This window comes from Streptomyces sp. NPDC060000 (genome assembly GCF_042737375.1).
Classification (GTDB): domain Bacteria; phylum Actinomycetota; class Actinomycetes; order Streptomycetales; family Streptomycetaceae; genus Streptomyces.
The window spans coordinates 1-22,440 of record NZ_JBHWUU010000089.1; the positions used below are offsets into that span (position 1 = coordinate 1).

Genomic DNA, 22,440 nt, shown 5'->3' on the forward strand with positions numbered 1-22,440 from the left:
GATCGGTCGGCCCCGGCAGGTCAGTCGGCTTCCAGCCGATCGGTCGGCCCCGGCAGGTCAGTTGGCTTCCAGCCGATCGGTCGGCCCCGGCAGGTCAGTTGGCTTCCAGCCGATCGGTCGGCCCCGGCAGGTCAGTTGGCTTCCAGCCGATCGGTCGGCCCCGGCAGGTGGTCGGCCCCCGGCAGGCCAGGACACTTCCGGGCCGTCAGTCGGCGTTCACGCCTTGACCGGAGTGCCCTCCTCAACGTCTTCCACCACCGAGAGCCCGGCCGGGGCCTTGCGCTTGGGGATGAAGGTGGCGAGGAGGAAGGCGGCCAGGGCCGCTCCGGCGCCGATGGCCATGACGACCTTGAAGCCGTTCTCCGAGGGCAGCGCGTAGCCGCCGAAGTCGGTGGTCATCTGGGCCAGGATCACACCGGCGATGGCACTGGCGAAGCTGGTGCCCAGGGACCGCATCAGGGTGTTGAGGCTGTTGGCCGCGCCCGTCTGGGAGGGGTCCACCGCGCCCATGATCAGGGCCGGGAGCGCTCCGTAGGTGAAGCCGACACCGGCGCCGATGATGCAGGACACCAGGATCAGGTGCCAGACCTCGGACATCAGCAGGATGTTCAGGCCGTAGCCGGAGGCGACGATCAGCGCGCCGATCATCAGGGTGACCTTGGGGCCCTTGGCCTTGGTGACCTTGGCGGACACGGCGGACATGACCATCATGACCAGGCCCTGCGGGGCCAGCACCAGTCCGACGGTCAGCATCGACCTGCCGAGGCCGTAGCCGGTCTGCTCGGGCAGCTGGAGGAGCTGGGGCAGGACCAGGGACATCGCGAACATCGAGAAGCCGAGGGCGATCGAGGCGAGGTTGGTGAAGAGCACCTGGGGCTTGGCGGTGGTGCGCAGGTCGACCAGCGGCTGCTTCGCCTTCAGCTCCCACCGGCCCCAGGCCGCCAGGATCAGGACGGCGCCGGCACCCAGGCCCAGCGTCGTACCGGAGGTCCAGCCCCAGTCGGCGCCCTTGGACACGGCCAGCAGCAGCGAGACCAGACCGGCCGACAGTCCGAGCGAGCCGACGAGGTCGAAGCGGCCGCCGACGCGGTTCCGCGATTCCGGGACGAACGTCAGCACGAGCAGGAAGGAGACGACGCCGAGGGCGGCGGAGGTCCAGAAGAGGATGTGCCAGTCCCAGTTGTCCGCGATGAACGCGGCGGTGGGCAGACCGAGCGCGCCGCCGACGCCGAGGGAGGCGCTCATCACCGCGGTCGAACCGGCGAGCTTCTCGGCGGACACCGTGTCCCGCAGGATGCTGATGCCCAGCGGCACCACGGCGGCCGACAGGCCCTGGAGCGCACGGCCGGCGATCATCGGTACGAGGGAGTCGGCGAGGGCGCAGACCACCGAGCCGGCCACCAGCAGCACGATGCTGGTGAGCAGCATCCGCCGCTTGCCGACCATGTCGCCGAGCCGCCCCACGACCGGGGTGGCGACGGCCGCGGCGAGCAGCGTGGCGGTGACCGCCCAGGCGGTGTCGGAGGCGGGCGCGTCCAGCAGCCTGGGCAGCTCGGGGACGATCGGGATGACCAGGGTCTGCATCAGCGAGACGACGATCCCGGCCAGGGCCAGCACCGCCACCACGGCGTTCGACCTCGGCGGGGCGGATGTTCCCGCCGCGGCGGGTCGGGCAAGGGCGTCGGACATGACAGGGCCTCCGTCGGAATACACGAGGGATTGAACTGCTTGACTCAAGCAAGCTTATGTAGATTGATTGAGTTAAGCAAGATAAATTCCCCACGCCTGCGTCACCCGGCGACAGCGGAGGCCCTGATCAGGGAGAAAGCAGCCGACTCCGGAACCCAGCCACCCCAGCCACCCGGCCCCAGGCACCTCAGCCACCCCGGCCAGCCCATCCCAGCCACCGACCTCCGGCGCCCCAGCCACCCCACCCCACCCCAGGCCCTCTGTCGCCTCAGCCGTGGCGCGCGATGACCTCCCGGGTCCGCTCCTCGTCCAGCTCGTAGACCGTCTCGTGGGCGCGCGGATCGCGCGCGTGCAGGGTGTGGAACATCGGCCCCGTCTCCCCGCCCAGCTCCACGAGGGACGCGGACGCGCCCCGCACCGCCCGCTCGGTACCGGGCGCGGTGGTCAGATCGATGCGGTTGACGACCCCGGGCGTCACCCACACCGGTACGGCGGCCAGCAGCCCGAAGAGCTGGAGGTGGAAGTGCCCGGTGAGCAGCACGCGGACGTCACTGCCCCGGATCACCTCCGCAAGCCCCTCGGGGTCGCGCAGCCCGAAGACCCGCTGGGTCGCCGAGACGGCGAGAGCGATCGGGGGGTGATGGAAGGCGACGACGGTGCCCAGCGCGGCCGGGGTGCTCAACACGTCCCGCAGCCAGTCCAGTTGACCAGCACCGATCCGGCCGTAGACCTGCCCGGGCACCAGCGAGTCCAGGGTCACGAACCGCCAGCCGCCGACCGTGCTGACGGCGGCCCGCTCGGCGCCGGGAAACTCGAGGACGGCGTCCGGGTGCCCGTTGCCCAGCAATTCCGCGAAGGCGGACCGCTCGTCGTGGTTGCCGGTGGTGTAGAAGACGGGCGCGTCCAGGGACCGCGCGAAGCCGCCGATCAGCTCCCGTACGGTCGTGTACGCCTCCACCGAACCGTCGTCGGCGAGGTCGCCGGAGACGACGACCGCGTCCACGTCACGCTGGTGGCGGAGTTCGCCGAGCAGGAACCGCAGGGAGTCGGCAGCGTCGACACGACGGCCGTCGGGCCCGTCGACGCGGCCGATATGGGTGTCCGAGAGATGAAGGAGCCTCATCTCCCGGACCATACCCGCGAGTTGACGCTCAGCTGAGGGTGCGCAGCGCGGCGGCGTCGTAGGGCTTCAGCTCGTCGAGACGGCCGTCGAGCACCTTGGCCGCCCACTCCGGGTCCTGAAGCAGCGCACGTCCGACCGCCACCATGTCGAACTCGTCGCGCTCCAGCCGGTCGAGGAGGTCGTCGATACCCTTGACCGCGGAGCCCTCGCCCGCGAAGGACTTGATGAAGTCGCCGTCGAGGCCGACCGAGCCGACCGTGATGGTGGGCCTGCCGGTGAGCTTCTTCGTCCAGCCCGCGAGGTTGAGGTCGGAACCGTCGAACTCCGGGAGCCAGTAGCGGCGGGTGGAGGCGTGGAAGGCGTCGACACCGGCCGCGGCGAGCGGGGCGAGCACGGCCTCCAGCTCCTCCGGCGTCTCGGCGAGCCGGGCGTCGTAGGCCTCCGACTTCCACTGCGAGTAACGGAAGATGACCGGGAACTCGGGCGATACGGTCTCGCGTACGGCGGCCACGATCTCGGCGGCGAACTTCGTACGGGCGACCGCGTCACCGCCGTAGGCGTCCGTGCGCCGGTTGGTGTTCGCCCACAGGAACTGGTCGAGGAGGTAACCGTGGGCGCCGTGCAGCTCGACGCCGTCGAAGCCGATGCGCTCGGCGGCCGCCGCGGCCTCGGCGAACGCGCCGATGACGTCGTCCAGGTCGCGCTGGGTCATCGCGCGGCCGGCGCCCTCGGTGCCGTCGAGCCGGATGCCGGAGGGTCCGACGGCGGGCGCGTCCGCGTACGGCGGCTCACCCTGGTTGCGCACCATACCGATGTGCCACAGCTGCGGCACGATCGTCCCGCCGCCCGCGTGCACGGCCTCGGCGACCTTCGCCCAGCCCGCGAGCTGCTCCTCACCGTGGAACCGGGGCACCCGGTCGCTCTGCCCCGCGGAATCGTGCCCGACGTACGTCCCCTCGGTGACGATGAGGCCGACGCCGGCGGCGGCCCGACGGCCGTAGTACGACACGACGTCCTCGCCGGGAACGCCGTCCGGGGAGAACATGCGCGTCATGGGTGCCATGGCGATGCGGTTCGGGACGGTCAGCCCGTTGATGGACACCGGGCGGGCAAGGATCTCGGCGGCGCGCGTGGCGGCGGGCGGGGTGATGCTCACGTGGGGGACTCCTCGGGGGACGCTGAACCAATGGGTATGTGCACATGCATCGAGTGCCTCTCCCACTGAAACCCCCCGGCTCCCCGAACCATTCCGAGCGCCCGGGGGGCGACCCCTGTGATCCCGGCCACGCGCGGGCTACGGGACGCTGCCGCGCTCCACCACCCATTCGGTGGCCTGGCCGGTGATTTCGGCGATCCCCTCGAAGTCCGCGTCATAGTGCAGCAGGGTCACACCGTGGCGTTCGGCAACGGCCGCGATCAGAAGGTCCGCGACGGATGTACGGCGATGCTGCCCCTTGGCGGCCAGCAATCCCTGCACCTGCACCGCCCGTATCCCGATCTCGTCAGTGCACGGCAGCCAGTCGAACCCTTCGCGCAGCATCCTGACCCGGGCGTGATCTGCCCCGTTCCGCGTGCTGTAGAGGATCTCCAGGTCGACCACGGCACACGTGGCCACCAGCCCTCTCTCGACGAGCGGCAGCAGGCGGGCCTTGACCGGGGAGTGCCTGAAGCGCTCCCACGCACTCTTGTCGACCAGAAACCGTTCTACCGCCATGCCCCCGCCATCACTTCAGGATCCGCCAGGTCGTCGAGCACCCCTTCCTCGAGGAGCTCCACGAACCGCCGCCGCTTCGCCGCGGCCACGAACTCCGCAAGCACGCCATTCACCGTGGCTCGTTTGGTCGTCGTACCCAGTATTTCCGCTGCCTCGGCCACAAGTGCATCGTCCAGGTCGATCATGGTGCGGGACATCGGCCACCTCCATGCATGCACTTCACCTCAAAGTTTATGCATCGATGGTAGCTCTTCTTACGCCTCCTGCCGGCCGAGGGCCACACGAGAGCACGTGTCGCGATTCAACCGCCGCACCCTCTCCCGCAGCACCTCGGCGGGCGCCGCCTCTTCCACGTCCTGCGGCAGACAGTCCCACTCCCGCCCGCCACCCACAGGCCGCAGCTGCACCCGCCCGCCCAGGTGCCCCATGACCTCCCCGATCCGCCCGCTGCGCGCATCCAGGACGTACGCCCCGCTCACGCGTCACCCCCCGCCCCACGCAGGGCCGCCGCCAGCCGTGAGGCCACGCCCAGGTTGCAACGGCCCAGGTCCACCAGGGCGTAGGGGTCACCGTGCGCGCCCGAGACCGGGTCGATCCGCAGCGACGGCAGGATGATCCCCACCTCGTGCAGGGCGGCCCGCAGCTGCTCCACGGCCTCCTGCACCGTCCGCGCGGGCCGGTCACCCGTTGTCGTCTCCATCTCGCCCATCCCGTCCATCCCTCCACGCTGAGTGTTCCCGTTCACCACACAGCGTGTCCGAACCGTCTCTAACCTGGCCAGATACGGCGTCCCAACAACCACGTCTGTAGGACAGGGGTTGCCATGTCAGGCCCGAAGGACCTCGACCCGTCATCGTCGCCACGCGCCCTGCTGGGGGCGGAGCTGCGGCACGCCCGCGAGCGGCAGGGGCTCAGTCAGGAGCAACTGGGCCAACTGTTGTTCGTGAGTGGTTCGTTCATCGGGCAACTGGAGGCGGGGACGCGGCGCATGCAGCCCGAGTGCGCGCGCATGCTGGATGAAGCGCTGGAGACAGACTTCTTCACGCGAAACTGTCGGGCCGCAGCCAAGTCGAAGCATCCGGAGCATTTCGCGGAGGCCGCGGACGCGGAGGCGCAGGCCACTGCGATCAGGCAGTATGCGCCACTGCTGATCCCGGGGCTGCTTCAGACTCCCGCGTATGCACGGGCCGTTTTCCGTGCCTACCGGCCGACAGGTTCGGAGGCGAAGATCGATGAGCTCGTGGCGCTCCGGGTGGACCGGGCCCGCATCCTCGACAGTCCAACAGAGCCGTTGTTGTGGGCGGTGATCGACGAGGCCGCGCTGCGCCGCGTGACAGGCGGGTACAAGGTAATGGCGGAAGCCCTGCGTCATGTCGTCGAAGTGGCCCGCCGCAACCGGGCTATCGTGCAGGTCTTGCCGTTCGAGGCTGGTGCCCACGCCTCCATGGAGGGCGCCATCAAGCTGATGGACTTCGACGACGCCCCTCCGCTGCTCTACTTCGAGGCAGTCGGTACAGGGCGGCTCGACGATGACCCCACCACCGTCAGACACCACCGAATTTCGTTCGAGTTGCTTGTGGCCTGCGCGCCCTCACCAGACCGCTCCCTGGCTCTGCTCGACGCCATGGCGCAGGATTACGCCCATGAGGAACACCCCTGACACCTGGCGCAAATCGACGCACAGCGGCGGCAGCGGCGGCGAATGCCTCGAAGTCGCCCCCGGTCACTCCACCTTCGTCCCCGTCCGTGACTCCAAAGCCCCCCTCGGCCCGAAGCTCGTGTTCCGGGTCGAGGCGTGGTCCGCGTTCGTGGAGAACCTCAAGGTGGGCTGACCCGCACCGGTCCCGAAGCTCAAGCGCCCAGCGCCGAGCCCTCTTTGCAAGGAACGGGTGAAGGGTCTCAACCCACCCTCCCACCCGGCGAGTTGATGCGAAGTGACCGACTCGCCACGGAAGGTCACCACGCTCTAGCGTGCGCATAACGAAACAGCCCCCGCCAGGCGCTACCAACACCTGCGGGGGCTTGACCTACAAGATCGAAAGAGACTCGATCCGTGGCTGACGCCAAGCTTAGTACTGCCCTCCTGCCCGCGCACGTATCCCCGCACCCGATGGCCAATCCGGGCTACGGAAAGCGCGTGGCGCCGGGCCAACTCCCCCGCACCCGTCACGACTTCGCACACCTCCCGCCCCGCGAGGCGGCCATCGCCGCGTACCTCGACCGCCTCCCCGACGGCACCGACATCTCGGTGAAGACGCTGGCCAAGCAGCTCCCGTACGGACAGTGCGCCCTCCGCACGGCCCTCAACCGCATCCAGCAGGCCGGGCACCTGAGGCGGGGCCGGGAACGAGTGGCAACCGCTTCGGGCGAGTCCCGCTGGATCACCCGAACGTGGTTCACCCGTACCGCGCGCGACGACGGCTGGTGGGCGACCTTCACGCGAGGTGACGTACCGGAAGACGCGCCGGACCCCGAACGAGCCCGGCCCGCCACCCGCTCCCGCGCCCACATCCTGCTCGCCGCCCTCGGCCGCACGGCACCCGCCCTCTCCCTCTCCGCCGCCGACTGCGCACAGCTCGCCCCGCTGGTGGAGGAGTGGTTCGCCCGCGGGGCCACCGAAGACACGCTCCTCGCCGCTCTCACCGCCGGCCTGCCCACTCCCGTCCACAGTCCGGCGGCCCTGCTCCGCCGCCGTCTGACGGACAAACTCCCACCGGAGCCGCCTGCCCCACGGCCGCCCCGCCGGATGCTGGAGTGCGCGGAGTGTCGTGTCCCGGGCCGCCCCGAGGCGCTGCCGGGGGGCGTATGCAGCGGCTGCCGGGGGGAACGCGCCCACGCCAATGCGTCCCTCCTGCCCGCTGCGGCCATCCACGCCCGCGCGACGGAGATCTGTGCGGCGATGTCCCTGCGACAACAGGAGAGGACACCCGTATGACAGCTCCCACGGTCCGACGAGACCACACCCGGGCACGATGGAAGGAAGGAGGCGACGCCATGACCCCTGACACCGCTGAACGCCCGCAGATGTCCGTCGAGGACTTCGAGGAACTCGTCGACAAGGCTCCGAGGGAGCTACGCAACCGGCTGGAGTTCCTCGGCGGGAGGCTGTGCATCCGGCACGGGCCGCTCGACGTCGAGGAGTTCGAGGAACTGGCCGAGGCGGCTCCCGAGACCGTGCGGCTGGAGTACATCAACGGGAAGGTAGTCGTAAAGGCCATACCGGACGGCAACCATGGCGAGATCTTCGTCCGGCTTCAGGAACAGTGCATGCAACATCGCCCTGATCTGCGCGTATACCCCGAGTCCGGCGTCAAAGCCGAGGCATACCGCAAGGGCCGGGCCCGCACGGACGGTGCGCTCGCGCCGAAGGGCCACTTCAAGGGCCGCACGGAATGGTCTGCGGCCGACGGCATCCTGATGGCCGTGGAGATCACCTCCCACGACAGGGACACCGACCAGCGCGACCGTATCGACAAGCCTGTCGGCTACGCCGGGGCCGACATCCCCGTCTACCTCCTCATCGACCGCGACCACAACACGATCGTCGTGTTCAGCGAGCCCAAGGACGGCCGCTACCAGCAGTCCGACTCCTACCCTGGGGTGCCACCGTGCCGCTTCCCGCTCCGGTGAGCGTCACCCTCGACACCGAGGAGCTGAAGGACTACGCCGACTGAAACGCCCGAAGGCGGCACCCCCCGTTTCCGGGAAGTACCGCCTTCGGCCTGTAGGACAGGCGATCAACCGTGAGGTCGATCAGAAGTCCATGTCACCGCCCGGCATGCCGCCGCCGGCCGGCGCGGACGCCTTCTCCGGCTTGTCGGCGATGACGGCCTCGGTGGTGAGGAACAGCGCGGCGATGGACGCGGCGTTCTGCAGGGCAGAGCGCGTGACCTTCGCCGGGTCGATGATGCCTTCGGCGATCATGTCGACGTACTCGCCGGTCGCGGCGTTCAGGCCGTGACCGATGGGCAGGTTGCGGACCTTCTCGACGACGACGCCACCCTCGAGACCACCGTTGACGGCGATCTGCTTCAGCGGGGCCTCGAGCGCGATGCGCACGGCGTTGGCGCCGGTCGCCTCGTCACCCTCGAGGTCCAGCTTCTCGAAGACGGAGGACGCCTGGATGAGCGCCACGCCACCGCCGGCGACGATGCCCTCCTCGACGGCGGCCTTCGCGTTACGGACGGCGTCCTCGATGCGGTGCTTGCGCTCCTTGAGCTCCACCTCGGTGGCGGCACCGGCCTTGATGACCGCGACACCGCCGGCGAGCTTCGCCAGGCGCTCCTGCAGCTTCTCGCGGTCGTAGTCCGAGTCGCTGTTCTCGATCTCGGCGCGGATCTGGTTGACCCGGCCGGCGACCTGGTCCGAGGAACCGGCACCGTCGACGATGGTGGTCTCGTCCTTGGTGATGACGACCTTGCGGGCCTTGCCGAGCAGGTCGATGGTCGTGTTCTCGAGCTTGAGACCGACCTCCTCGGAGATGACCTCGCCACCGGTGAGGATGGCGATGTCGTTCAGCATCGCCTTGCGGCGGTCGCCGAAGCCCGGGGCCTTGACCGCGACGGACTTGAAGGTCCCGCGGATCTTGTTGACGACCAGCGTCGACAGGGCCTCGCCCTCGACGTCCTCGGCGATGATCAGCAGCGGCTTGCCGCCCTGCATGACCTTCTCGAGGAGCGGGAGCAGGTCCTTGACGTTGGCGATCTTGGAGTTCGCGATCAGGATGTACGGGTCGTCGAGGACGGCCTCCATACGCTCCATGTCGGTGGCGAAGTACGCCGAGATGTAGCCCTTGTCGAAGCGCATACCCTCGGTGAGCTCCAGCTCCAGACCGAAGGTCTGGGACTCCTCGACGGTGATGACGCCTTCCTTGCCGACCTTGTCCATCGCCTCGGCGATGAGCTCGCCGATCTGGGTGTCGGCGGCGGAGATGGAGGCCGTGGAGGCGATCTGCTCCTTGGTCTCGACATCCTTGGCCTGCTCGAGCAGGGCACCGGAGACGGCCTCGACGGCCTTCTCGATACCGCGCTTGAGGGCCATCGGGTTGGCGCCGGCGGCTACGTTGCGCAGGCCTTCCTTGACCAGGGCCTGGGCGAGGACGGTCGCGGTGGTCGTACCGTCACCGGCGACGTCGTCCGTCTTCTTGGCGACTTCCTTGACCAGCTCTGCGCCGATCTTTTCGAACGGGTCCTCGAGCTCGATCTCCTTGGCGATGGAAACACCATCGTTGGTGATCGTGGGGGCGCCCCACTTCTTCTCGAGGACGACGTTGCGGCCCTTGGGGCCGAGCGTCACCTTCACGGCGTCCGCGAGCTGGTTCATGCCGCGCTCGAGGCCGCGCCGTGCCTCCTCGTCGAACGCGATGATCTTGGCCATGTGAAGTGGTCCTCCCGGACTGGGGTGGATTGCTCCGGACCGCGCTGGCGCCCGCGACGGACGGCTCGCCGGCCTCGTGGTTCCTTGCCCCACCTGGCCTGCGGGCCTCACCGACCCGATCCTCGTTGTCACTCTCACCTTCAGAGTGCTAACGCCAATGATTAGCACTCGACCCAGGAGAGTGCAAGCGCCTCCACCGGAAGGGCGCCCTTCCGGACGCTCCCGCCGGACGTCTCCGGACCGCCCGGACGAGTCCCGACCGAACCCTCGGACAGACCCCGGACAAGCCGAAGGGCTCGCACCCCCCAGGAGGTGCGAGCCCTTCGACAGACGTACAGAAGAACGACGCTGGCAGTCGGCGCGTGCTTCAGCCGGTCGCGAGACGGACCATGTCCGCCTGCGGCCCCTTCTGACCCTGCGAGATCTCGAAATCGACCCGCTGACCCTCTTCCAGGGTGCGGTAGCCGTCCATCTGAATCGCGCTGTAGTGGACGAAAACATCCGCACCACCGTCGACCGCGATGAAGCCGTACCCCTTCTCCGCGTTGAACCATTTGACGGTGCCCTGAGCCATGCCTAACTCCCCTATTACTGGCCCTTGCACAGATCCGCACTTCGCGGATCCGGGTCAGACCTCACCCCCCGGTTGGCTTGGGGGCGTGCGCCGGAACGCGTCGACCGCGGCCGAATGTATCTGTCCAACTGCCGTCTGCAACAGGTCAGTCGGACGAGAATTCCGGACGCGCGGGATCCGGAATGTGGCGAGAATTCGCCTGAATTGAGGGCAAGTCGGGCCCCACGAAGGCCGCAAATGCCACGAAAGAGGCACGCACTTTGGCTGCTTCTTGTCGGGCTCGAGGCGGAAATAAAATGCACCGGATCCGGTGATCGGGCCCGGGTTCCCCAACTGTACCGCGCTCAACCACACTGAATTGCCCCCTCCGCTTCTATCGCGGAGAGGGCAATTCGATGAACACTCGGTAATCGCTGTTACCGACGGTTACTACCGATGGGTAGTGAACGACGGTCAGTCATCGATCGTCGGCCGTTCCGTCACCGTCCAGCCGTCGTCCAACGTCGGAGAGACGTAGGACAGCAATCGTTCAGCCGCCGGCGACCGCGGGGATGATGGAGATGCCCGCGCCGTCCGGGGTCGCCGTCTCCAGGCCCTGCTCGAAGCGGACGTCGTCGTCGTTCACGTACACGTTGACGAACCGGCGCAGCTTGCCCTGGTCGTCCAGGACGCGGGCGGCGATGCCGGTGTGGTTCTTCTCGAGATCGGAGATGACCTCGCCGAGGGTGGCTCCTTCGGCGCTGACTTCGGCCTTGCCGCCCGTGTAGGTGCGCAGGATGGTGGGGATGCGGACGTTGACGCTCATGTCTTGTGGTCTCCGGTCGGGTAGTCGGTCTCAGGGGCGCGGGGCCGTGTGGATCGTGCGGCTGCCGCCGCGTGGGCGCGACCGGTCGGCACCGGCCCACCGCTCACCTACGGTCTTACAGCGGAGCGCCCCGCTCATGACGCGAGGCCGGCCTCTCGGAAGGAGTCGAGGTTCGGCCGGATGGTCGCGGTCAGACCGGTGCCGGCCACCGCGTCCAGCGTCTTCAGACCGTCACCCGTGTTCAGCACGACGGTGGTGAGCGTCGGGTCGAGAAGACCGTTCTCGATCAGCTTGCGCGTCACACCCACCGTCACCCCGCCGGCGGTCTCCGCGAAGATGCCCTCGGTCCGCGCCAGCAGCTTGATCGCGTCGACCACCTGCTCGTCGTTCACGTCCTCCACCGCGCCGCCCGTCCGACGCGCGATGTCGAGGACGTAGGGGCCGTCCGCCGGGTTGCCGATGGCCAGCGACTTGGCGATGGTCTTCGGCTTCTGCGGGCGCACGACGTCGTGCCCGGCCTTGTAGGCCACGGACACCGGGGAGCACCCCTCCGCCTGCGCGCCGAAGATCTTGTACGGCTTGTCCTCGACCAGCCCGAGCCTGATCAGCTCCTGGAGCCCCTTGTCGATCTTCGTGAGCTGCGAACCGGAGGCGATGGGCACGACCAACTGGTCCGGCAGCCGCCAGCCGAGCTGCTCGCAGATCTCGTACGCCAGCGTCTTGGAACCCTCGGCGTAGTACGGCCGCAAGTTGACGTTGACGAAGCCCCAGCCCTCGCCCGCCGAGTCGCCGATGAGCTCGGAGCAGAAGCGGTTGACGTCGTCGTAGTTGCCCTCGATGCCGACGAGTTCGCCGCCGTAGATCGCGGCCATGACGACCTTGCCCTGCTCCAGGTCGTGCGGGATGAACACGCAGGACCGGAAGCCGGCCCGGGCGGCGGCCGCGCCGACCGCACCGGCCAGGTTGCCCGTGGAGGAGCAGGAGAGCGTGGTGAAGCCGAACGCGCGGGCGGCCTCGATGGCCTGGGCGACGACGCGGTCCTTGAAGGAGTGCGTCGGGTTGCCGGAGTCGTCCTTGACGAAGAGCTTGCCGGCGTCGACGCCCAGCTCACGGGCGAGGTTGTCGGCCTGCACGAGCTTGGTCCAGCCGGGGTTGATGTTGGGCTTGTCGGCCACGTCCGCCGGGACGGGCAGCAGCGGCGCGTAGCGCCAGATGTTCGCGGGTCCCGCCTCGATGCGCTTGCGGAGCTCCTCCGTGTCGTAGGAGGAGAAGTCGTACGCGATCTCGAGCGGGCCGAAACACTCCTCGCAGGCGAAGACCGGGCCGAGGGGCACGCGGTGACCGCACTCGCGGCAGCTCAACGCGGTGGCCGGACCGAGGTCGACAGCGGGGGTCGTCGTAGAGTCGGTGGTGCTTGCAACGGTCGTGCTTGCAGCGGTCGTGCTTGCAACAGTCTGCGCAGCCATTGAGGCGAGGCCCTTTCTCCTCATCTTCCTCACGACGCACTTCGCCGTGAGACGGATTTGGCACCTTCCCGAGCCGGGAGCCTCGCTGAGCGTTCACCGAAGTGGATCAGTGTTCGTCACGAGACCGGCTGGAGGGTTGCCGGGGCTTCATCGGGCCGTATCCCTCTGCCCCTCTGGATGAGCGGTATGAAGTTGTGAACGCGGGCGACCTCGGACATGTGATGGTCATCCGCGTTGTTCAAGACTGTAACCGAAGGCCTGGACAGTTGAGATAGCCGTCCGAACCGCGAGATGGATCACACGGTCACCTTCCGTGCACCCGGTGTGATCACGACAGTGAGGAGCCGCAGACTGTGCTGCAAGAAACTGAGCGCTGGCTGACCACCCGCTCCTGGTCCCTGACCGACCGTCCGCTGCACCGGATCCTGGCCGCGAAGCGCGCCACGAACCAGTCGGTGTCCGTCGTCCTGCCCGCGCTGAACGAGGAGGAGACGGTCGGTGACATCGTCGCGATCATCCGGCACGACCTCATGCACCAGGTCCCGCTCGTCGACGAGATCGTCGTCGTCGACTCGGGGTCGACCGACCGTACGTCGCAGGTGGCCGCGGCGGCCGGCGCGCGGGTCGTCCACCGGGACGACATCCTGCCGCGCATACCGGCCATGCCCGGCAAGGGCGAGGTCCTGTGGCGCTCGCTACTGGTCACCACCGGGGACATCGTCTGTTTCATCGACGCCGATCTGAGGGAGTTCTCCTCCGACTTCGTCTCGGGGATCGTCGGCCCGCTGCTCACCGATCCCGGGGTGGACCTGGTCAAGGGCATGTACGACCGTCCGCTGGGCACGGAGTTGGATTCGCCCGCCTCCGGCAGGACGGCCGGCCAGGGCGGGAGGGTCACCGAGCTGATGGCCCGGCCGCTGCTCAACATGCACTGGCCGCAGCTGGCCGGGTTCGTGCAGCCGCTCGGCGGCGAGTACGCGGCCCGTCGCGGCCTGCTGGAGCAGCTGCCCTTCCCCGTCGGCTACGGCGTGGAGCTGGGCATGCTGGTCGACGCCCTGCACCTGGTGGGCCTGGACGCCCTCGCCCAGGTCGACGTGGGCGTGCGCAAGCACCGCCACCAGGACGGCCAGGCACTGGGCCGGATGGCGGCGGCCATCTACCGCACCGCCCAGCTCCGGCTGGCCCGCGGGCATCTGATCCGCCCGTCCCTCACCCAGTTCGAACGGAGCGCGAACGGCTTCGAGCCGCGTACCTACTCCGTGGACACCGAGGAACGGCCGCCGATGGCGGAGATCGCGGAGTACGCGACGCGCAAGGTCGCGTGACCTCGGGACGGGCCGTATACGGCGAATCCGGAAATACCGGCGATACCGGCCGCTATGACGGTGATACCGGGCGGTGGCGGCGACAGCGCCGATATACGGCCGGATACGGTCCGTCCACGCAGTGCGACCGTACGTTTGAGCGTTTACAGACCGGGCTAGGTTGAGGCTTATGGCTTCCACGCACGACACTGCTGCCCGGGCCGCCGAGGTGCTGGTCGCGTCCAACCGCGGCCCGGTCTCCTACGAGCTGGGCGAGGACGGCTCGCTGCACGCGAAACGCGGCGGCGGCGGGCTGGTCTCCGGCCTGTCGGCCATCGGGCCCGACGCGGGTGCCCTCTGGGTGTGCTCTGCGCTCTCCGAAGGCGACCGCGAGGCGGTCCGGCGCGGGGTCGGCGAGGAGGGCGTGCGCATGCTGGCCGTCCCGGCCGACGTGCACGCCGACGCGTACAACGGCATCGCCAACTCCGTGCTGTGGTTCATCCACCACCTGCTCTACCAGACGCCGCTGGAGCCCGCCTTCGACGCGGAGTTCCGCCGCCAGTGGGCGTCGTACGAGACCTACAACCGGGCGTTCGCGGAGGCGCTGGCCGAGGAGGCGGCGGACGGCGCGGCGGTCCTGGTCCAGGACTACCACCTGTGTCTGGTCCCCGGAATGCTCCGCGAGCTCCGCCCCGACCTGCGCATCGGGCACTTCTCGCACACGCCGTGGGCGCCGGTGGACTACTTCGCGCTACTGCCGACGGACATCCGCGAGCAGCTCCTGCACGGGATGCTCGGCGCGGACCGCCTGGGCTTCCTCACCCGGCGCTGGGCGGACGCCTTCACCGCGTGCTGTACGGAGTTCGCTGGCGGACCGGGCAAGACGCAGATCGGCGTGCACGGTCTCGGCGCGGACGCCGAGTTCCTGCGCGAGCGCGCGCACCGGCCGGACGTCGACGAGCGGCTTGCGGCGCTCCGTACGGAGATCGGTGAGGGGCGCAAGGCGATCGTCCGCGTCGACCGCACCGAGCTGTCGAAGAACATCGTGCGCGGCCTCCTGGCCTACCGGCAGCTGCTCGAGGACCACCCGGAGTGGCGTGAGCGGGTCGTCCACGTGGCGTTCGCCTACCCCTCCCGCCAGGATCTCGCCGTGTACCGCGACTACATGGCCGAGGTGCAGCGCCTGTCCGAGGAGATCAACGAGCAGTACGGCACGCCCGGCTGGACCCCGGTCCTGCTGAACCTCAAGGACGACTTCGCCCGCTCGCTGGCCGCCTACCGGCTGGCCGACGTGGCCCTGGTGAACCCCATCCGCGACGGCATGAACCTGGTCGCCAAGGAGGTGCCGGTGATCTCCGAGGAGGGCTGCGCGCTGGTCCTGTCCCGGGAGGCGGGGGCGTACTGGGAGCTGCGCGAGGACGCGATCACGGTGAACCCTTACGACGTGCTGGAGACCGCCCGTGCCCTGCACGAGGGGCTGAGCATGAAGCCGCAGGAGCGGGCCGAGCGCACGAAGCGGCTGGCCGCGGCGGCGACCGCGCTCCCTCCGGCCAAGTGGTTCCTGGACCAGCTGACCGCCCTGCGGGAGATTCAGCCGAGCTGAGCGGCCAGCTGCCGCAGCAGCCGCACGACCCCGGCGGGCCCGTCTACGACGAGGTCCGCGCGCTCCGCGAGCTCGCCGACCTCCGTGCTGCCGCTGCACACCAGCAGCCCGGGGACGCCCTCCGAGCGGAGCTTCTCCACGGCGGCGAAGGCGGGCAGGTCGCCGAGGTCGTCACCGGCGTAGAGGACGGAGCGCGCGCCGGTCTCGCGGACGTGCTCCAGCAGGGCGACGCCCTTGTCCATGCCCGGCGGGCGCAGCTCCAGGACCATCCGGCCGGGTTCGACGATCAGGCCGTGCCGGGCGGCGAGCTCGGTGAGGGGGGTTCGCAGTGCCTCGAAGGCGGCCTGGGGGTCGTCGGCGCGGCGGGTGTGGACGGCGACGGCCCGGCCGCCCTTCTCCTCGACCGAGACGCCCGGCAGGTCCCCGGCGGCGGCCAGGACCCGCGGGAGCTCTGCGCGGACGGCGGCCACTCCCGGGTGCGGGGCGGGGGCGCTGAGGGTGCCGGTGCGGGCGTCCCAGCGTTCGGCGCCGTAGTGGCCGAGGACGCAGAGGTGCTCCAGTCCTTCGGCCCCGGCGAATCCGCCGTGCCGTACGGCGACCTCGGCGGGCCGCCCCGTGACGACGGCCACCGCGGCGACCTTCGGGGCGAGGGCCGCGAGCGCGGGGACGGCGTCGGGGTGCGCCCGGGCGTCCTCCGGGTTCTCGACGATCGGGGCGAGGGTGCCGTCGAAGTCGAGCGCGACGAGGGTGGTGGACGGCCGGCCGACGATCGCGTCGAGCGCGTCGCGGCCCGCCGGGGTGACCGGAACGGGGAGGGTGAGGGGTGCGGGTTCCGTGGAGTGCGTCTCGTGGCTGCCCATACGGCGACCATAGCCAACGCGCGCCCGTGACCGGCGTTCCCCCCGCCTCTACTGTCGCTACTGCCGCTCTCCCCGCCTCGTCTCGCGGACCCTGCGCAGTCTGTTCACCGTGACCGGGTCGTGGGCCAGGGCCCTGGGGTCGTCCAGGAGGGCGTTGAGGAGTTGGTAGTAGCGGACCGGGGACAGGTCCAGTTCCTCGCGTATCGCCCGTTCCTTCGCGCCGGCGCCGGAGAACCCGCGCCGCTCCAGGGCGAGGATGTCCCGCTCCCCCGCCCCCAGCCCGTCCGCTTCCGCTCCCCGCTCCCTGTCCGCACGCTCCATGTCCGCACCGTAACGCCCGCCACCGACAGCGGCCCGGGGAGCCCGGCAGCCCCGGCAGCCCCGCCAGCCCCAGCGGACCGGCAGCCCCAGCGGACCCGGCAGCCCGGGCAGCTCCGGCGGACCCGGCGGACCGGCAGCTCCGGCGGACCCGGCGGACCGGCAGCCCGGCAGCCCCGGCGGACCGGCAGCCCGGCAGCCCCGGCGGCCCCAGCGGACCCGGCGGACCGGCAGCCCCAGCGGACCCGGCGGCCCGACGGACCGGCAGCCCGGGCAGCCCCGCAGCCCCGGCAGCCCCAGCGGACCCGGCGGACCGGCAGCCCGGCGGACCCGGTGGCTCGGCAGCCCCGGTGGCCCGGTGGCCCGACGGCCCGGGGGCTCAGCCGCCGGAGGTGGTGTCCAGCGTGCTGGCCGTGGTCTGGAGTTCGCCCAGCACCGCGGACGGGTCGCCGTTCGGGGCCACGGCCTGGCCGACGCGCTTCTTGATCTCCGCGCTGACCTTCGCCCACGAGGTCCGTCCGACCGGGTAGGTCTCGGAGAGCGGGAGTTCGTCCAGGAACGGCTTGAGGTCGGCGTCCTGCTCGGCCGCGCCCATGACCAGGGAGGCCGAGGCGGTGACCGGGAGCAGGTCGTACTCGCGGGAGAAGTCCAGCACGTTCTTCTCGTTGTAGACGAAGTCGAGGAAGTCGCCGACCTGCTCGCCGTGTCCGTTCTGCTTGAAGGCGGTCATCCAGTCGGCGACGCCCATCGAGACCTTGCTCGGGCCGCTGACGCCGGGCATCGGCACCATGCCGAACTTCACGCCCGTGGCGGCGGCCGCCTTCATCAGTGAGGGGTGCCCGTTGAGCATGCCCACGTCGCCGGCGGTGAACGCGGCGAACGCGGCGGCCCGGTTCAGCTTGCCCGGCGCGACCGGCCCGGTGAGGCCCTTGCCGACCAGGTCGTCCTTCAGCCAGTCGAAGGTCTCGACGTTCTCGGTGGAGTCGAGGCTGTAGGCGCTGACGGTCTGGGTGTAGCCGCCCCCGCCGCTGAGCAGCCACTGAAGGGTCTCGGCCTGCGCCTCCTCGGGCCCGAGAGGCAGCGCGTAGGGGTACTTCACGCCGTCGTCCTTGAGCGCCTTGGCGTCCTCGGCGAGTTCGGCCCAGGTGGTCGGCGGGGTGATGCCGGCCTTCGCGAAGAGGGTCTTGTTGTAGAACAGCAGCCGCGTGGAGGAGGCGAACGGCATGCCGTACTCCACCCCCCGGACCTCGCCCGCGTTGGCGAGCTGGGGCACGAAGTCCGCCTCGACGGGGATGGAGAGCACGTCGCTCACCTTGTAGAGCCGGTCGGCGGCCGCGTAGTCGGCGTACGCGCCGATCTGGGCCATGTCGGGCGCCTTGCCCGCGTCGACCATCTTCTTGACCTCGGCGTCCACGTCGTTCCAGGAGTAGACGGTCACGTCGACGGTGATGCCGGGGTGCTTCTTCTCGTACGCCTCGACGAGCTGGTCCCAGTACTTCTTCGAGCTGTTGGCGCTGCTGTTGCCGTAGTCGGCGGCGACCAGTCTCAGGGTGACGTCGTCGGAGCCTGAGGACAGTCCACAGCCGGTGAGGACCGCGGCCATGCCGAGTACGGACACCCCCGCCATGGTTCCCGTGATCGTTGCTGACTTCCGTGCCCGCCGCTGCACCGCACTGCTCCCAACTGATTGCTCATACCAATGGATCGCTATTCGGATTAAGGTCTACACCACCCATGTGGACTAGACCTCTTTCGGGCCTCCGCGGCGGCACGGTACCCCCAAGAGGCGTGAGTGGACTAGACCTCTCGCGGTTCCTCGGTCCACACTGTCACCGTGAGACATGTCATCGCCCTGGACGTGGGCGGCACCGGGATGAAGGCCGCCCTGGTCGGCGCGGACGGCACACTGCTGCACCGGGCCCGCCGGCCCACCGGCCGTGAGCGGGGACCCGACGCGGTCGTCGCCGGCATCCTCGACTTCGCCGCCGACCTGCGCGAACACGGCGCCCTGCGGTTCGGCGAGCCCGCCGCCGCGGCCGGCGTCGCCGTGCCCGGCATCGTCGACGAGGCGAACGGCGTCGCCGCCTACGCCGCCAACCTGGGCTGGCGGGACGTACCCCTGCGCGAGCTGCTCACCGGACGCCTCGGCACTCCCGTCGCCCTCGGGCACGACGTGCGCACCGGCGGCCTCGCCGAGGGCCGGATCGGGGCGGCCCGGGGCGCGGACCGGTTCCTGTTCGTCGCGCTCGGCACCGGCATCGCGGGCGCGATCGGCGTCGACGGCCGGGTGGAGGCGGGTGCGCACGGCTTCGCGGGCGAGATCGGCCACATCGTCGTACGGCCGGGCGGAAGCCCGTGTCCGTGCGGGCAGCACGGCTGTCTGGAGCGGTTCGCGTCGGCGGCGGCGGTGAGCGAGGCGTGGGCGGCCGCCTGCGGGGACCCGGAGGCGGACGCCGCGGACTGCGCGAAGTCCGTCACGTCCGGCGACCCGAACGCCGTCCGGGTCTGGCAGACGGCCGTCGACGCGCTCGCCGACGGCCTGGTCACCGCGCTCACCCTCCTGGACCCCCGCACGCTCGTCATCGGCGGCGGCCTCGCGGAGGCGGGCGAGACCCTGTTCACCCCGCTGCGCGACGCGGTCCGCCGACGGGTGACCTTCCAGAAACTGCCGGACATTGTGCCGGCGGCCCTGGGCGACAGCGCGGGCTGCCTGGGCGCGGGCCTACTGGCCTGGGATCTCCTCAACTCAACCGACCGTACGGAGGTAACCCCCTGATGGCCACCCCCCCAGGGGCGCGGGGAACCGCGCGACCTGCCACAACGCATCCGCGGCCCGCGACCGGCGCCCGGAGGCAGGTACTCACCGGCGCGAGGGTGGTACTCCCCACGGGTACGGTCCCCCACGGCCGCCTCACGATCGACGGCACGAAGATCACCGCCGAAGCCCCGCACGAGACCTCGCACGGGACCCAGCAGGGAACCGCGAAGGTCATCGACGTGACGGGCCACTGGCTGGTCCCCGGCTTCATCGACCTGCACAACCACGGCGGCGGCGGAGCCTCCTTCTCCGGCACGGCCGAGGAGGTCCAGAAGGCAATCCACACCCACCGTCTGCACGGCACCACCACCCTCGTCGCGTCGACCGTCACCGACGACATGGACTTCCTGGTCCGGCAGGCCGGCCTGCTGAGCGAGCTGGCCGAGCAGGGCGACCTGGCCGGCATCCACTTCGAGGGCCCCTTCATCTCGCCGTGCCGCAAGGGCGCGCACTCCGAGGAACTGCTGCGCCACCCGGACCCGGCGCAGGTGCGCAAACTGATCGACGCGGCGCGCGGCCGGGCGAGCATGGTCACCCTGGCGACGGAACTCCCCGGCGGCCTGGACTCCGTACGACTGCTCGCCGAGCACGGTGTGATCGCCGCCGTCGGGCACACGGACGCGACGTACGAGCAGACGGTCGAGGCCATCGAGGCCGGAGCCACCGTGGCCACGCACCTCTTCAACGCGATGCCGCCGCTCGGCCACCGCGCCCCCGGCCCGATCGCCGCGCTCCTCGAGGACGAGCGGGTGACGGTCGAGCTCATCAACGACGGCACCCACCTGCACCCGGCCGCCCTGGGGCTGGCGTTCCATCACGCGGGCCCGGGCCGGGTGGCGTTCATCACGGACGCGATGGACGCGGCCGGCATCGGCGACGGCCGCTATCTGCTCGGCCCGCTGGAGGTCGAGGTCAGCGAGGGCGTGGCCCGGCTGGTGGAGGGCGGCTCGATCGCGGGCTCGACCCTCACCCAGGACCGCGCCTTCCAGCGGTCGGTGACGATCGACCGGTTGCCGGTCGAGGACGTGGTGGCCGCCCTGTCCGCCAACCCGGCCCGGCTGCTGGGCATCGACGACCGGGTGGGCTCACTGGAGCCCGGCAAGGACGCCGACCTGGTCCTGCTGGACGAGAACTTCGAGCTCAGGGGCGTGATGCGCAAGGGGGACTGGGTGGTGGATCCCCAACTCGCCTGATACGTCCGCCCGCACAGGGACGGTGGCCGACCCGAGTACTGGGCCGGCCACCGGTCTCTAAGGCAGCTGTTGAGCCAGGTCGACATAGGAGCGTCGGCATGACGTGCCGGCCGATGAATGCCCAACACTGGGCGGGTCCGCTTGCCCGGACCTGCCCGACGCTCAAGTGTCTAGCATCTCCGGTTAGAAGAAGCCCCCGATGGCGACGCACTGGTGTGCGACATATCGCTTGACACCACCAATGTTCACCGTCACCCAGTGGTTATCCGACGGCCCGCCCGACCAGCAAGTGTACGAGCCACCAGTGACCTTGTCGCAGGACTCGAAAAAGCACTTGCGGAGGCCGCAAGAAGCAATCGTGGCGACAGAAGTCGAGCTGGTCGACGTGGAACTGCGGACATTTACAGAGTGCGTACCGAGGCGGACGCCACTGCTGTTGGTTCCGTTGCAACCGGCTTTCACTCCGCCCCACGGACCAGCGGTGACAGTCGCTGGCGAGACGGTGGCGGCCGACGCTGATGACGGTATTCCGAATACAACGGCAGCAGCAACCGCTCCGAAAACCGCCAGATGTTTCAGATTTGCCGTGCTGAGGAGAGCTAAGACCAGCCCTATCGGGTGACCTTCCCCTTCTTCACCCACAGCTGGTCCAGCAGGACGTTGCACTTGTCGCCGGCCTGGCATGAGACCGAGATCGTGTTGGTGCCCTTGGTGAGGCTGGGCCAGGTGTAGCTCGTGGTCCAGCCCTTGGCGAAGTCTCCGTCGGCGGCGTGCCTGTAGTTGTCCAGACCGAACTTGCTGCCGAAAGTCTTGCCGTTGACGGTGAGTGTCATTTCCTGGTCGTCACCGGTCGCGCTGTAGTGCGCGAAGATGGTGTAAGTGCCGTCCGACGGGATGCCGTTGACCGTCCAGGTGACGGAGTTGCCGACCTGGTTGAGGTTGCCGACGTAGACACCGCCGGCGGCCTGCGCGCCCTCGACGTCCGAGGCCAGCGCGGCGCTGCCACCGAGGTTCAGCGCCTTCGCGTCGACCGGGTCCGGCAGCTCGGCCTTGTCGGCGTCGTCGGCGGCCGACTCGCTGGGCGAGGCGCTCGCGGAGGCGGTGGCCGAGGTGGACGCCTGGCCGCCGGCCTTGTTGTCGTCGGAGCCGTCGTCGCCGTTCGCCATGGCGACCGCGATGCCGATCACGACCGCGGCGACCACCGCGACCGCGCCGATCAGCAGGCCCTTGGTGTTGGGGCCACGGCCACGCCCGCCGCCGCCCTGCACGGGCTGCCGGCCGGTGGAGGGCCCGCCGCCGGCGCCGAAGTTCTCCGGCGCCGCGTAGTTCGCGTTCGGCTGGCCGTACGTGCCCTGCTGCTGGGGAACCGTCGGCGGCTGGCCGTACTGCGCGGTCTGCCGCTGCGACTGCTGCCCGTTACGGCGCTCGCCGACCGCGCGCACTCTGCTGACCGAGTTGGGGTAGCCGTAGCCACCACCGGACGGCGGCTGGGCGCCGTTGGCCTGGCCGTCGGCGTAGAGGTAGCCGAACGGGTCGTCGTCCTCGGGCGTACTGGCCCCGTTGTTGCCGGACGTCATCCCTTGGTACTCCTCAGCAG

22 protein-coding genes, 1 pseudogene and 1 riboswitch are annotated in these 22,440 nt (G+C 69.9%); of the genes and pseudogenes, 8 read left to right on the forward strand and 15 right to left on the reverse strand.

Features of this window, described 5'->3' with window-relative positions; translation table 11 throughout:
- Positions 1-216: 216 nt before the first annotated feature.
- The 7 genes from ACFWBB_RS35265 to ACFWBB_RS35295 form a co-directional block, all read right to left on the reverse strand.
- On the reverse strand, positions 217-1,689 hold the full coding sequence (locus ACFWBB_RS35265) for an MFS transporter (protein WP_385281015.1): 1,473 nt from the start codon (positions 1,687-1,689) through the stop codon (positions 217-219).
- Between the two features lie 268 nt (positions 1,690-1,957).
- Entirely contained in the window at positions 1,958-2,812 is an 855-nt protein-coding gene (locus ACFWBB_RS35270; RefSeq protein WP_385281018.1) for a metallophosphoesterase family protein, read from the reverse strand.
- 28 nt (positions 2,813-2,840) lie between these two features.
- On the reverse strand, positions 2,841-3,968 hold the full coding sequence (locus ACFWBB_RS35275) for an NADH:flavin oxidoreductase (RefSeq protein WP_385281021.1): 1,128 nt from the start codon (positions 3,966-3,968) through the stop codon (positions 2,841-2,843).
- Between the two features lie 138 nt (positions 3,969-4,106).
- Positions 4,107-4,526, reverse strand: coding sequence for a PIN domain nuclease (locus ACFWBB_RS35280; protein WP_385281024.1), 420 nt, complete (start codon positions 4,524-4,526; stop codon positions 4,107-4,109).
- Entirely contained in the window at positions 4,517-4,723 is a 207-nt protein-coding gene (locus ACFWBB_RS35285) for a type II toxin-antitoxin system VapB family antitoxin (RefSeq protein WP_385281026.1), read from the reverse strand. The genes ACFWBB_RS35280 and ACFWBB_RS35285 overlap by 10 nt, the downstream gene beginning before the upstream one ends.
- 57 nt (positions 4,724-4,780) lie before the next feature.
- Positions 4,781-5,005 (reverse strand): hypothetical protein, encoded by a 225-nt coding sequence (locus tag ACFWBB_RS35290; RefSeq protein ID WP_385281029.1) that lies wholly within the window; start codon positions 5,003-5,005, stop codon positions 4,781-4,783.
- The gene (locus ACFWBB_RS35295; protein ID WP_385281030.1) at positions 5,002-5,244 is read right to left on the reverse strand and encodes a hypothetical protein; all 243 of its coding nucleotides are present in this window, start codon (positions 5,242-5,244) and stop codon (positions 5,002-5,004) included. The genes ACFWBB_RS35290 and ACFWBB_RS35295 overlap by 4 nt, the downstream gene beginning before the upstream one ends.
- 105 nt (positions 5,245-5,349) lie before the next feature.
- Between ACFWBB_RS35295 and ACFWBB_RS35300 the strand changes: the two genes are divergently transcribed.
- The 4 genes and pseudogenes from ACFWBB_RS35300 (at position 5,350) to ACFWBB_RS35315 (ending at position 8,200) form a co-directional block, all read left to right on the forward strand.
- Positions 5,350-6,186, forward strand: a complete 837-nt coding sequence (locus ACFWBB_RS35300) for a Scr1 family TA system antitoxin-like transcriptional regulator (RefSeq protein ID WP_385281033.1) — start codon at positions 5,350-5,352, stop codon at positions 6,184-6,186.
- Positions 6,170-6,358, forward strand: a complete 189-nt coding sequence (locus ACFWBB_RS35305) for a DUF397 domain-containing protein (protein WP_385281036.1) — start codon at positions 6,170-6,172, stop codon at positions 6,356-6,358. The genes ACFWBB_RS35300 and ACFWBB_RS35305 overlap by 17 nt, the downstream gene beginning before the upstream one ends.
- A gap of 278 nt (positions 6,359-6,636) precedes the next feature.
- The gene (locus ACFWBB_RS35310; protein ID WP_385281038.1) at positions 6,637-7,461 is read left to right on the forward strand and encodes a hypothetical protein; all 825 of its coding nucleotides are present in this window, start codon (positions 6,637-6,639) and stop codon (positions 7,459-7,461) included.
- Between the two features lie 89 nt (positions 7,462-7,550).
- Positions 7,551-8,200 (forward strand): annotated as a pseudogene (locus tag ACFWBB_RS35315) (Uma2 family endonuclease).
- Between the two features lie 79 nt (positions 8,201-8,279).
- On the opposite strand, the gene groL reads toward ACFWBB_RS35315, so the two are convergent.
- The 4 genes from groL to thrC form a co-directional block, all read right to left on the reverse strand.
- A complete protein-coding gene (gene groL, locus ACFWBB_RS35320) occupies positions 8,280-9,902 on the reverse strand; it encodes a chaperonin GroEL (RefSeq protein ID WP_385281041.1) in 1,623 nt (540 codons plus the stop codon).
- Between the two features lie 367 nt (positions 9,903-10,269).
- Positions 10,270-10,476, reverse strand: coding sequence for a cold-shock protein (locus ACFWBB_RS35325; RefSeq protein ID WP_007493268.1), 207 nt, complete (start codon positions 10,474-10,476; stop codon positions 10,270-10,272).
- A 529-nt stretch (positions 10,477-11,005) separates the two neighbouring features.
- Positions 11,006-11,281, reverse strand: a complete 276-nt coding sequence (locus ACFWBB_RS35330; protein WP_385281045.1) for a ubiquitin-like small modifier protein 1 — start codon at positions 11,279-11,281, stop codon at positions 11,006-11,008.
- A 134-nt stretch (positions 11,282-11,415) separates the two neighbouring features.
- The gene (gene thrC / locus ACFWBB_RS35335) at positions 11,416-12,747 is read right to left on the reverse strand and encodes a threonine synthase (RefSeq protein ID WP_385281048.1); all 1,332 of its coding nucleotides are present in this window, start codon (positions 12,745-12,747) and stop codon (positions 11,416-11,418) included.
- Between the two features lie 17 nt (positions 12,748-12,764).
- Positions 12,765-12,931, reverse strand: a riboswitch (SAM riboswitch).
- Positions 12,932-13,100: 169 nt separating this feature from the next.
- Here thrC and ACFWBB_RS35340 point away from each other — a divergent pair.
- Complete coding sequence (locus tag ACFWBB_RS35340) at positions 13,101-14,072, forward strand: glucosyl-3-phosphoglycerate synthase (protein ID WP_385281051.1); 972 nt, start codon at positions 13,101-13,103, stop codon at positions 14,070-14,072.
- A gap of 169 nt (positions 14,073-14,241) precedes the next feature.
- Complete coding sequence (locus ACFWBB_RS35345) at positions 14,242-15,654, forward strand: trehalose-6-phosphate synthase (protein WP_385281053.1); 1,413 nt, start codon at positions 14,242-14,244, stop codon at positions 15,652-15,654.
- Here the strand turns inward: ACFWBB_RS35345 and otsB are convergent.
- The 3 genes from otsB to ACFWBB_RS35360 all read right to left on the reverse strand — a co-directional run bounded on the left by otsB (position 15,642) and on the right by ACFWBB_RS35360 (position 18,459).
- A complete protein-coding gene (gene otsB / locus ACFWBB_RS35350; protein ID WP_385281057.1) occupies positions 15,642-16,514 on the reverse strand; it encodes a trehalose-phosphatase in 873 nt (290 codons plus the stop codon). The two genes, ACFWBB_RS35345 and otsB, sit on opposite strands and share 13 nt — an antisense overlap.
- Positions 16,515-16,571: 57 nt before the next feature.
- Positions 16,572-16,835 (reverse strand): DUF3263 domain-containing protein, encoded by a 264-nt coding sequence (locus tag ACFWBB_RS35355; protein WP_385281059.1) that lies wholly within the window; start codon positions 16,833-16,835, stop codon positions 16,572-16,574.
- A 376-nt stretch (positions 16,836-17,211) separates the two neighbouring features.
- A complete protein-coding gene (locus ACFWBB_RS35360; RefSeq protein ID WP_385281061.1) occupies positions 17,212-18,459 on the reverse strand; it encodes an ABC transporter substrate-binding protein in 1,248 nt (415 codons plus the stop codon).
- A 207-nt stretch (positions 18,460-18,666) separates the two neighbouring features.
- Between ACFWBB_RS35360 and ACFWBB_RS35365 the strand changes: the two genes are divergently transcribed.
- Both ACFWBB_RS35365 and nagA read left to right on the forward strand, forming a co-directional pair.
- Complete coding sequence (locus ACFWBB_RS35365; RefSeq protein WP_385281062.1) at positions 18,667-19,608, forward strand: ROK family protein; 942 nt, start codon at positions 18,667-18,669, stop codon at positions 19,606-19,608.
- Positions 19,608-20,843, forward strand: coding sequence for an N-acetylglucosamine-6-phosphate deacetylase (gene nagA / locus ACFWBB_RS35370; protein ID WP_385281065.1), 1,236 nt, complete (start codon positions 19,608-19,610; stop codon positions 20,841-20,843). The genes ACFWBB_RS35365 and nagA overlap by 1 nt, the downstream gene beginning before the upstream one ends.
- Positions 20,844-21,454: 611 nt before the next feature.
- Here nagA and ACFWBB_RS35375 read toward each other — a convergent pair.
- Positions 21,455-22,420, reverse strand: coding sequence for a carbohydrate-binding protein (locus tag ACFWBB_RS35375; RefSeq protein ID WP_385281067.1), 966 nt, complete (start codon positions 22,418-22,420; stop codon positions 21,455-21,457).
- Positions 22,421-22,440: the final 20 nt, after the last annotated feature.

Bases quoted from the DNA above. Each gene is read 5' to 3' on its own strand.
- ACFWBB_RS35305 (WP_385281036.1), top strand. From the start codon at position 6,170: ATGAGGAACACCCCTGACACCTGGCGCAAATCGACGCACAGCGGCGGC.
- ACFWBB_RS35300 (WP_385281033.1), top strand. From the start codon at position 5,350: ATGTCAGGCCCGAAGGACCTCGACCCGTCATCGTCGCCACGCGCCCTG.
- ACFWBB_RS35355 (WP_385281059.1), bottom strand. From the start codon at position 16,835: ATGGAGCGTGCGGACAGGGAGCGGGGAGCGGAAGCGGACGGGCTGGGG.
- ACFWBB_RS35325 (WP_007493268.1), bottom strand. From the start codon at position 10,476: ATGGCTCAGGGCACCGTCAAATGGTTCAACGCGGAGAAGGGGTACGGC.
- groL (WP_385281041.1), bottom strand. From the start codon at position 9,902: ATGGCCAAGATCATCGCGTTCGACGAGGAGGCACGGCGCGGCCTCGAG.
- thrC (WP_385281048.1), bottom strand. From the start codon at position 12,747: ATGGCTGCGCAGACTGTTGCAAGCACGACCGCTGCAAGCACGACCGTT.
- otsB (WP_385281057.1), bottom strand. From the start codon at position 16,514: ATGGGCAGCCACGAGACGCACTCCACGGAACCCGCACCCCTCACCCTC.
- ACFWBB_RS35330 (WP_385281045.1), bottom strand. From the start codon at position 11,281: ATGAGCGTCAACGTCCGCATCCCCACCATCCTGCGCACCTACACGGGC.
- ACFWBB_RS35360 (WP_385281061.1), bottom strand. From the start codon at position 18,459: ATGGCGGGGGTGTCCGTACTCGGCATGGCCGCGGTCCTCACCGGCTGT.
- ACFWBB_RS35345 (WP_385281053.1), top strand. From the start codon at position 14,242: ATGGCTTCCACGCACGACACTGCTGCCCGGGCCGCCGAGGTGCTGGTC.
- nagA (WP_385281065.1), top strand. From the start codon at position 19,608: ATGGCCACCCCCCCAGGGGCGCGGGGAACCGCGCGACCTGCCACAACG.
- ACFWBB_RS35265 (WP_385281015.1), bottom strand. From the start codon at position 1,689: ATGTCCGACGCCCTTGCCCGACCCGCCGCGGCGGGAACATCCGCCCCG.
- ACFWBB_RS35280 (WP_385281024.1), bottom strand. From the start codon at position 4,526: ATGGCGGTAGAACGGTTTCTGGTCGACAAGAGTGCGTGGGAGCGCTTC.
- ACFWBB_RS35295 (WP_385281030.1), bottom strand. From the start codon at position 5,244: ATGGACGGGATGGGCGAGATGGAGACGACAACGGGTGACCGGCCCGCG.
- ACFWBB_RS35375 (WP_385281067.1), bottom strand. From the start codon at position 22,420: ATGACGTCCGGCAACAACGGGGCCAGTACGCCCGAGGACGACGACCCG.
- ACFWBB_RS35310 (WP_385281038.1), top strand. From the start codon at position 6,637: ATGGCCAATCCGGGCTACGGAAAGCGCGTGGCGCCGGGCCAACTCCCC.
- ACFWBB_RS35285 (WP_385281026.1), bottom strand. From the start codon at position 4,723: ATGTCCCGCACCATGATCGACCTGGACGATGCACTTGTGGCCGAGGCA.
- ACFWBB_RS35270 (WP_385281018.1), bottom strand. From the start codon at position 2,812: ATGAGGCTCCTTCATCTCTCGGACACCCATATCGGCCGCGTCGACGGG.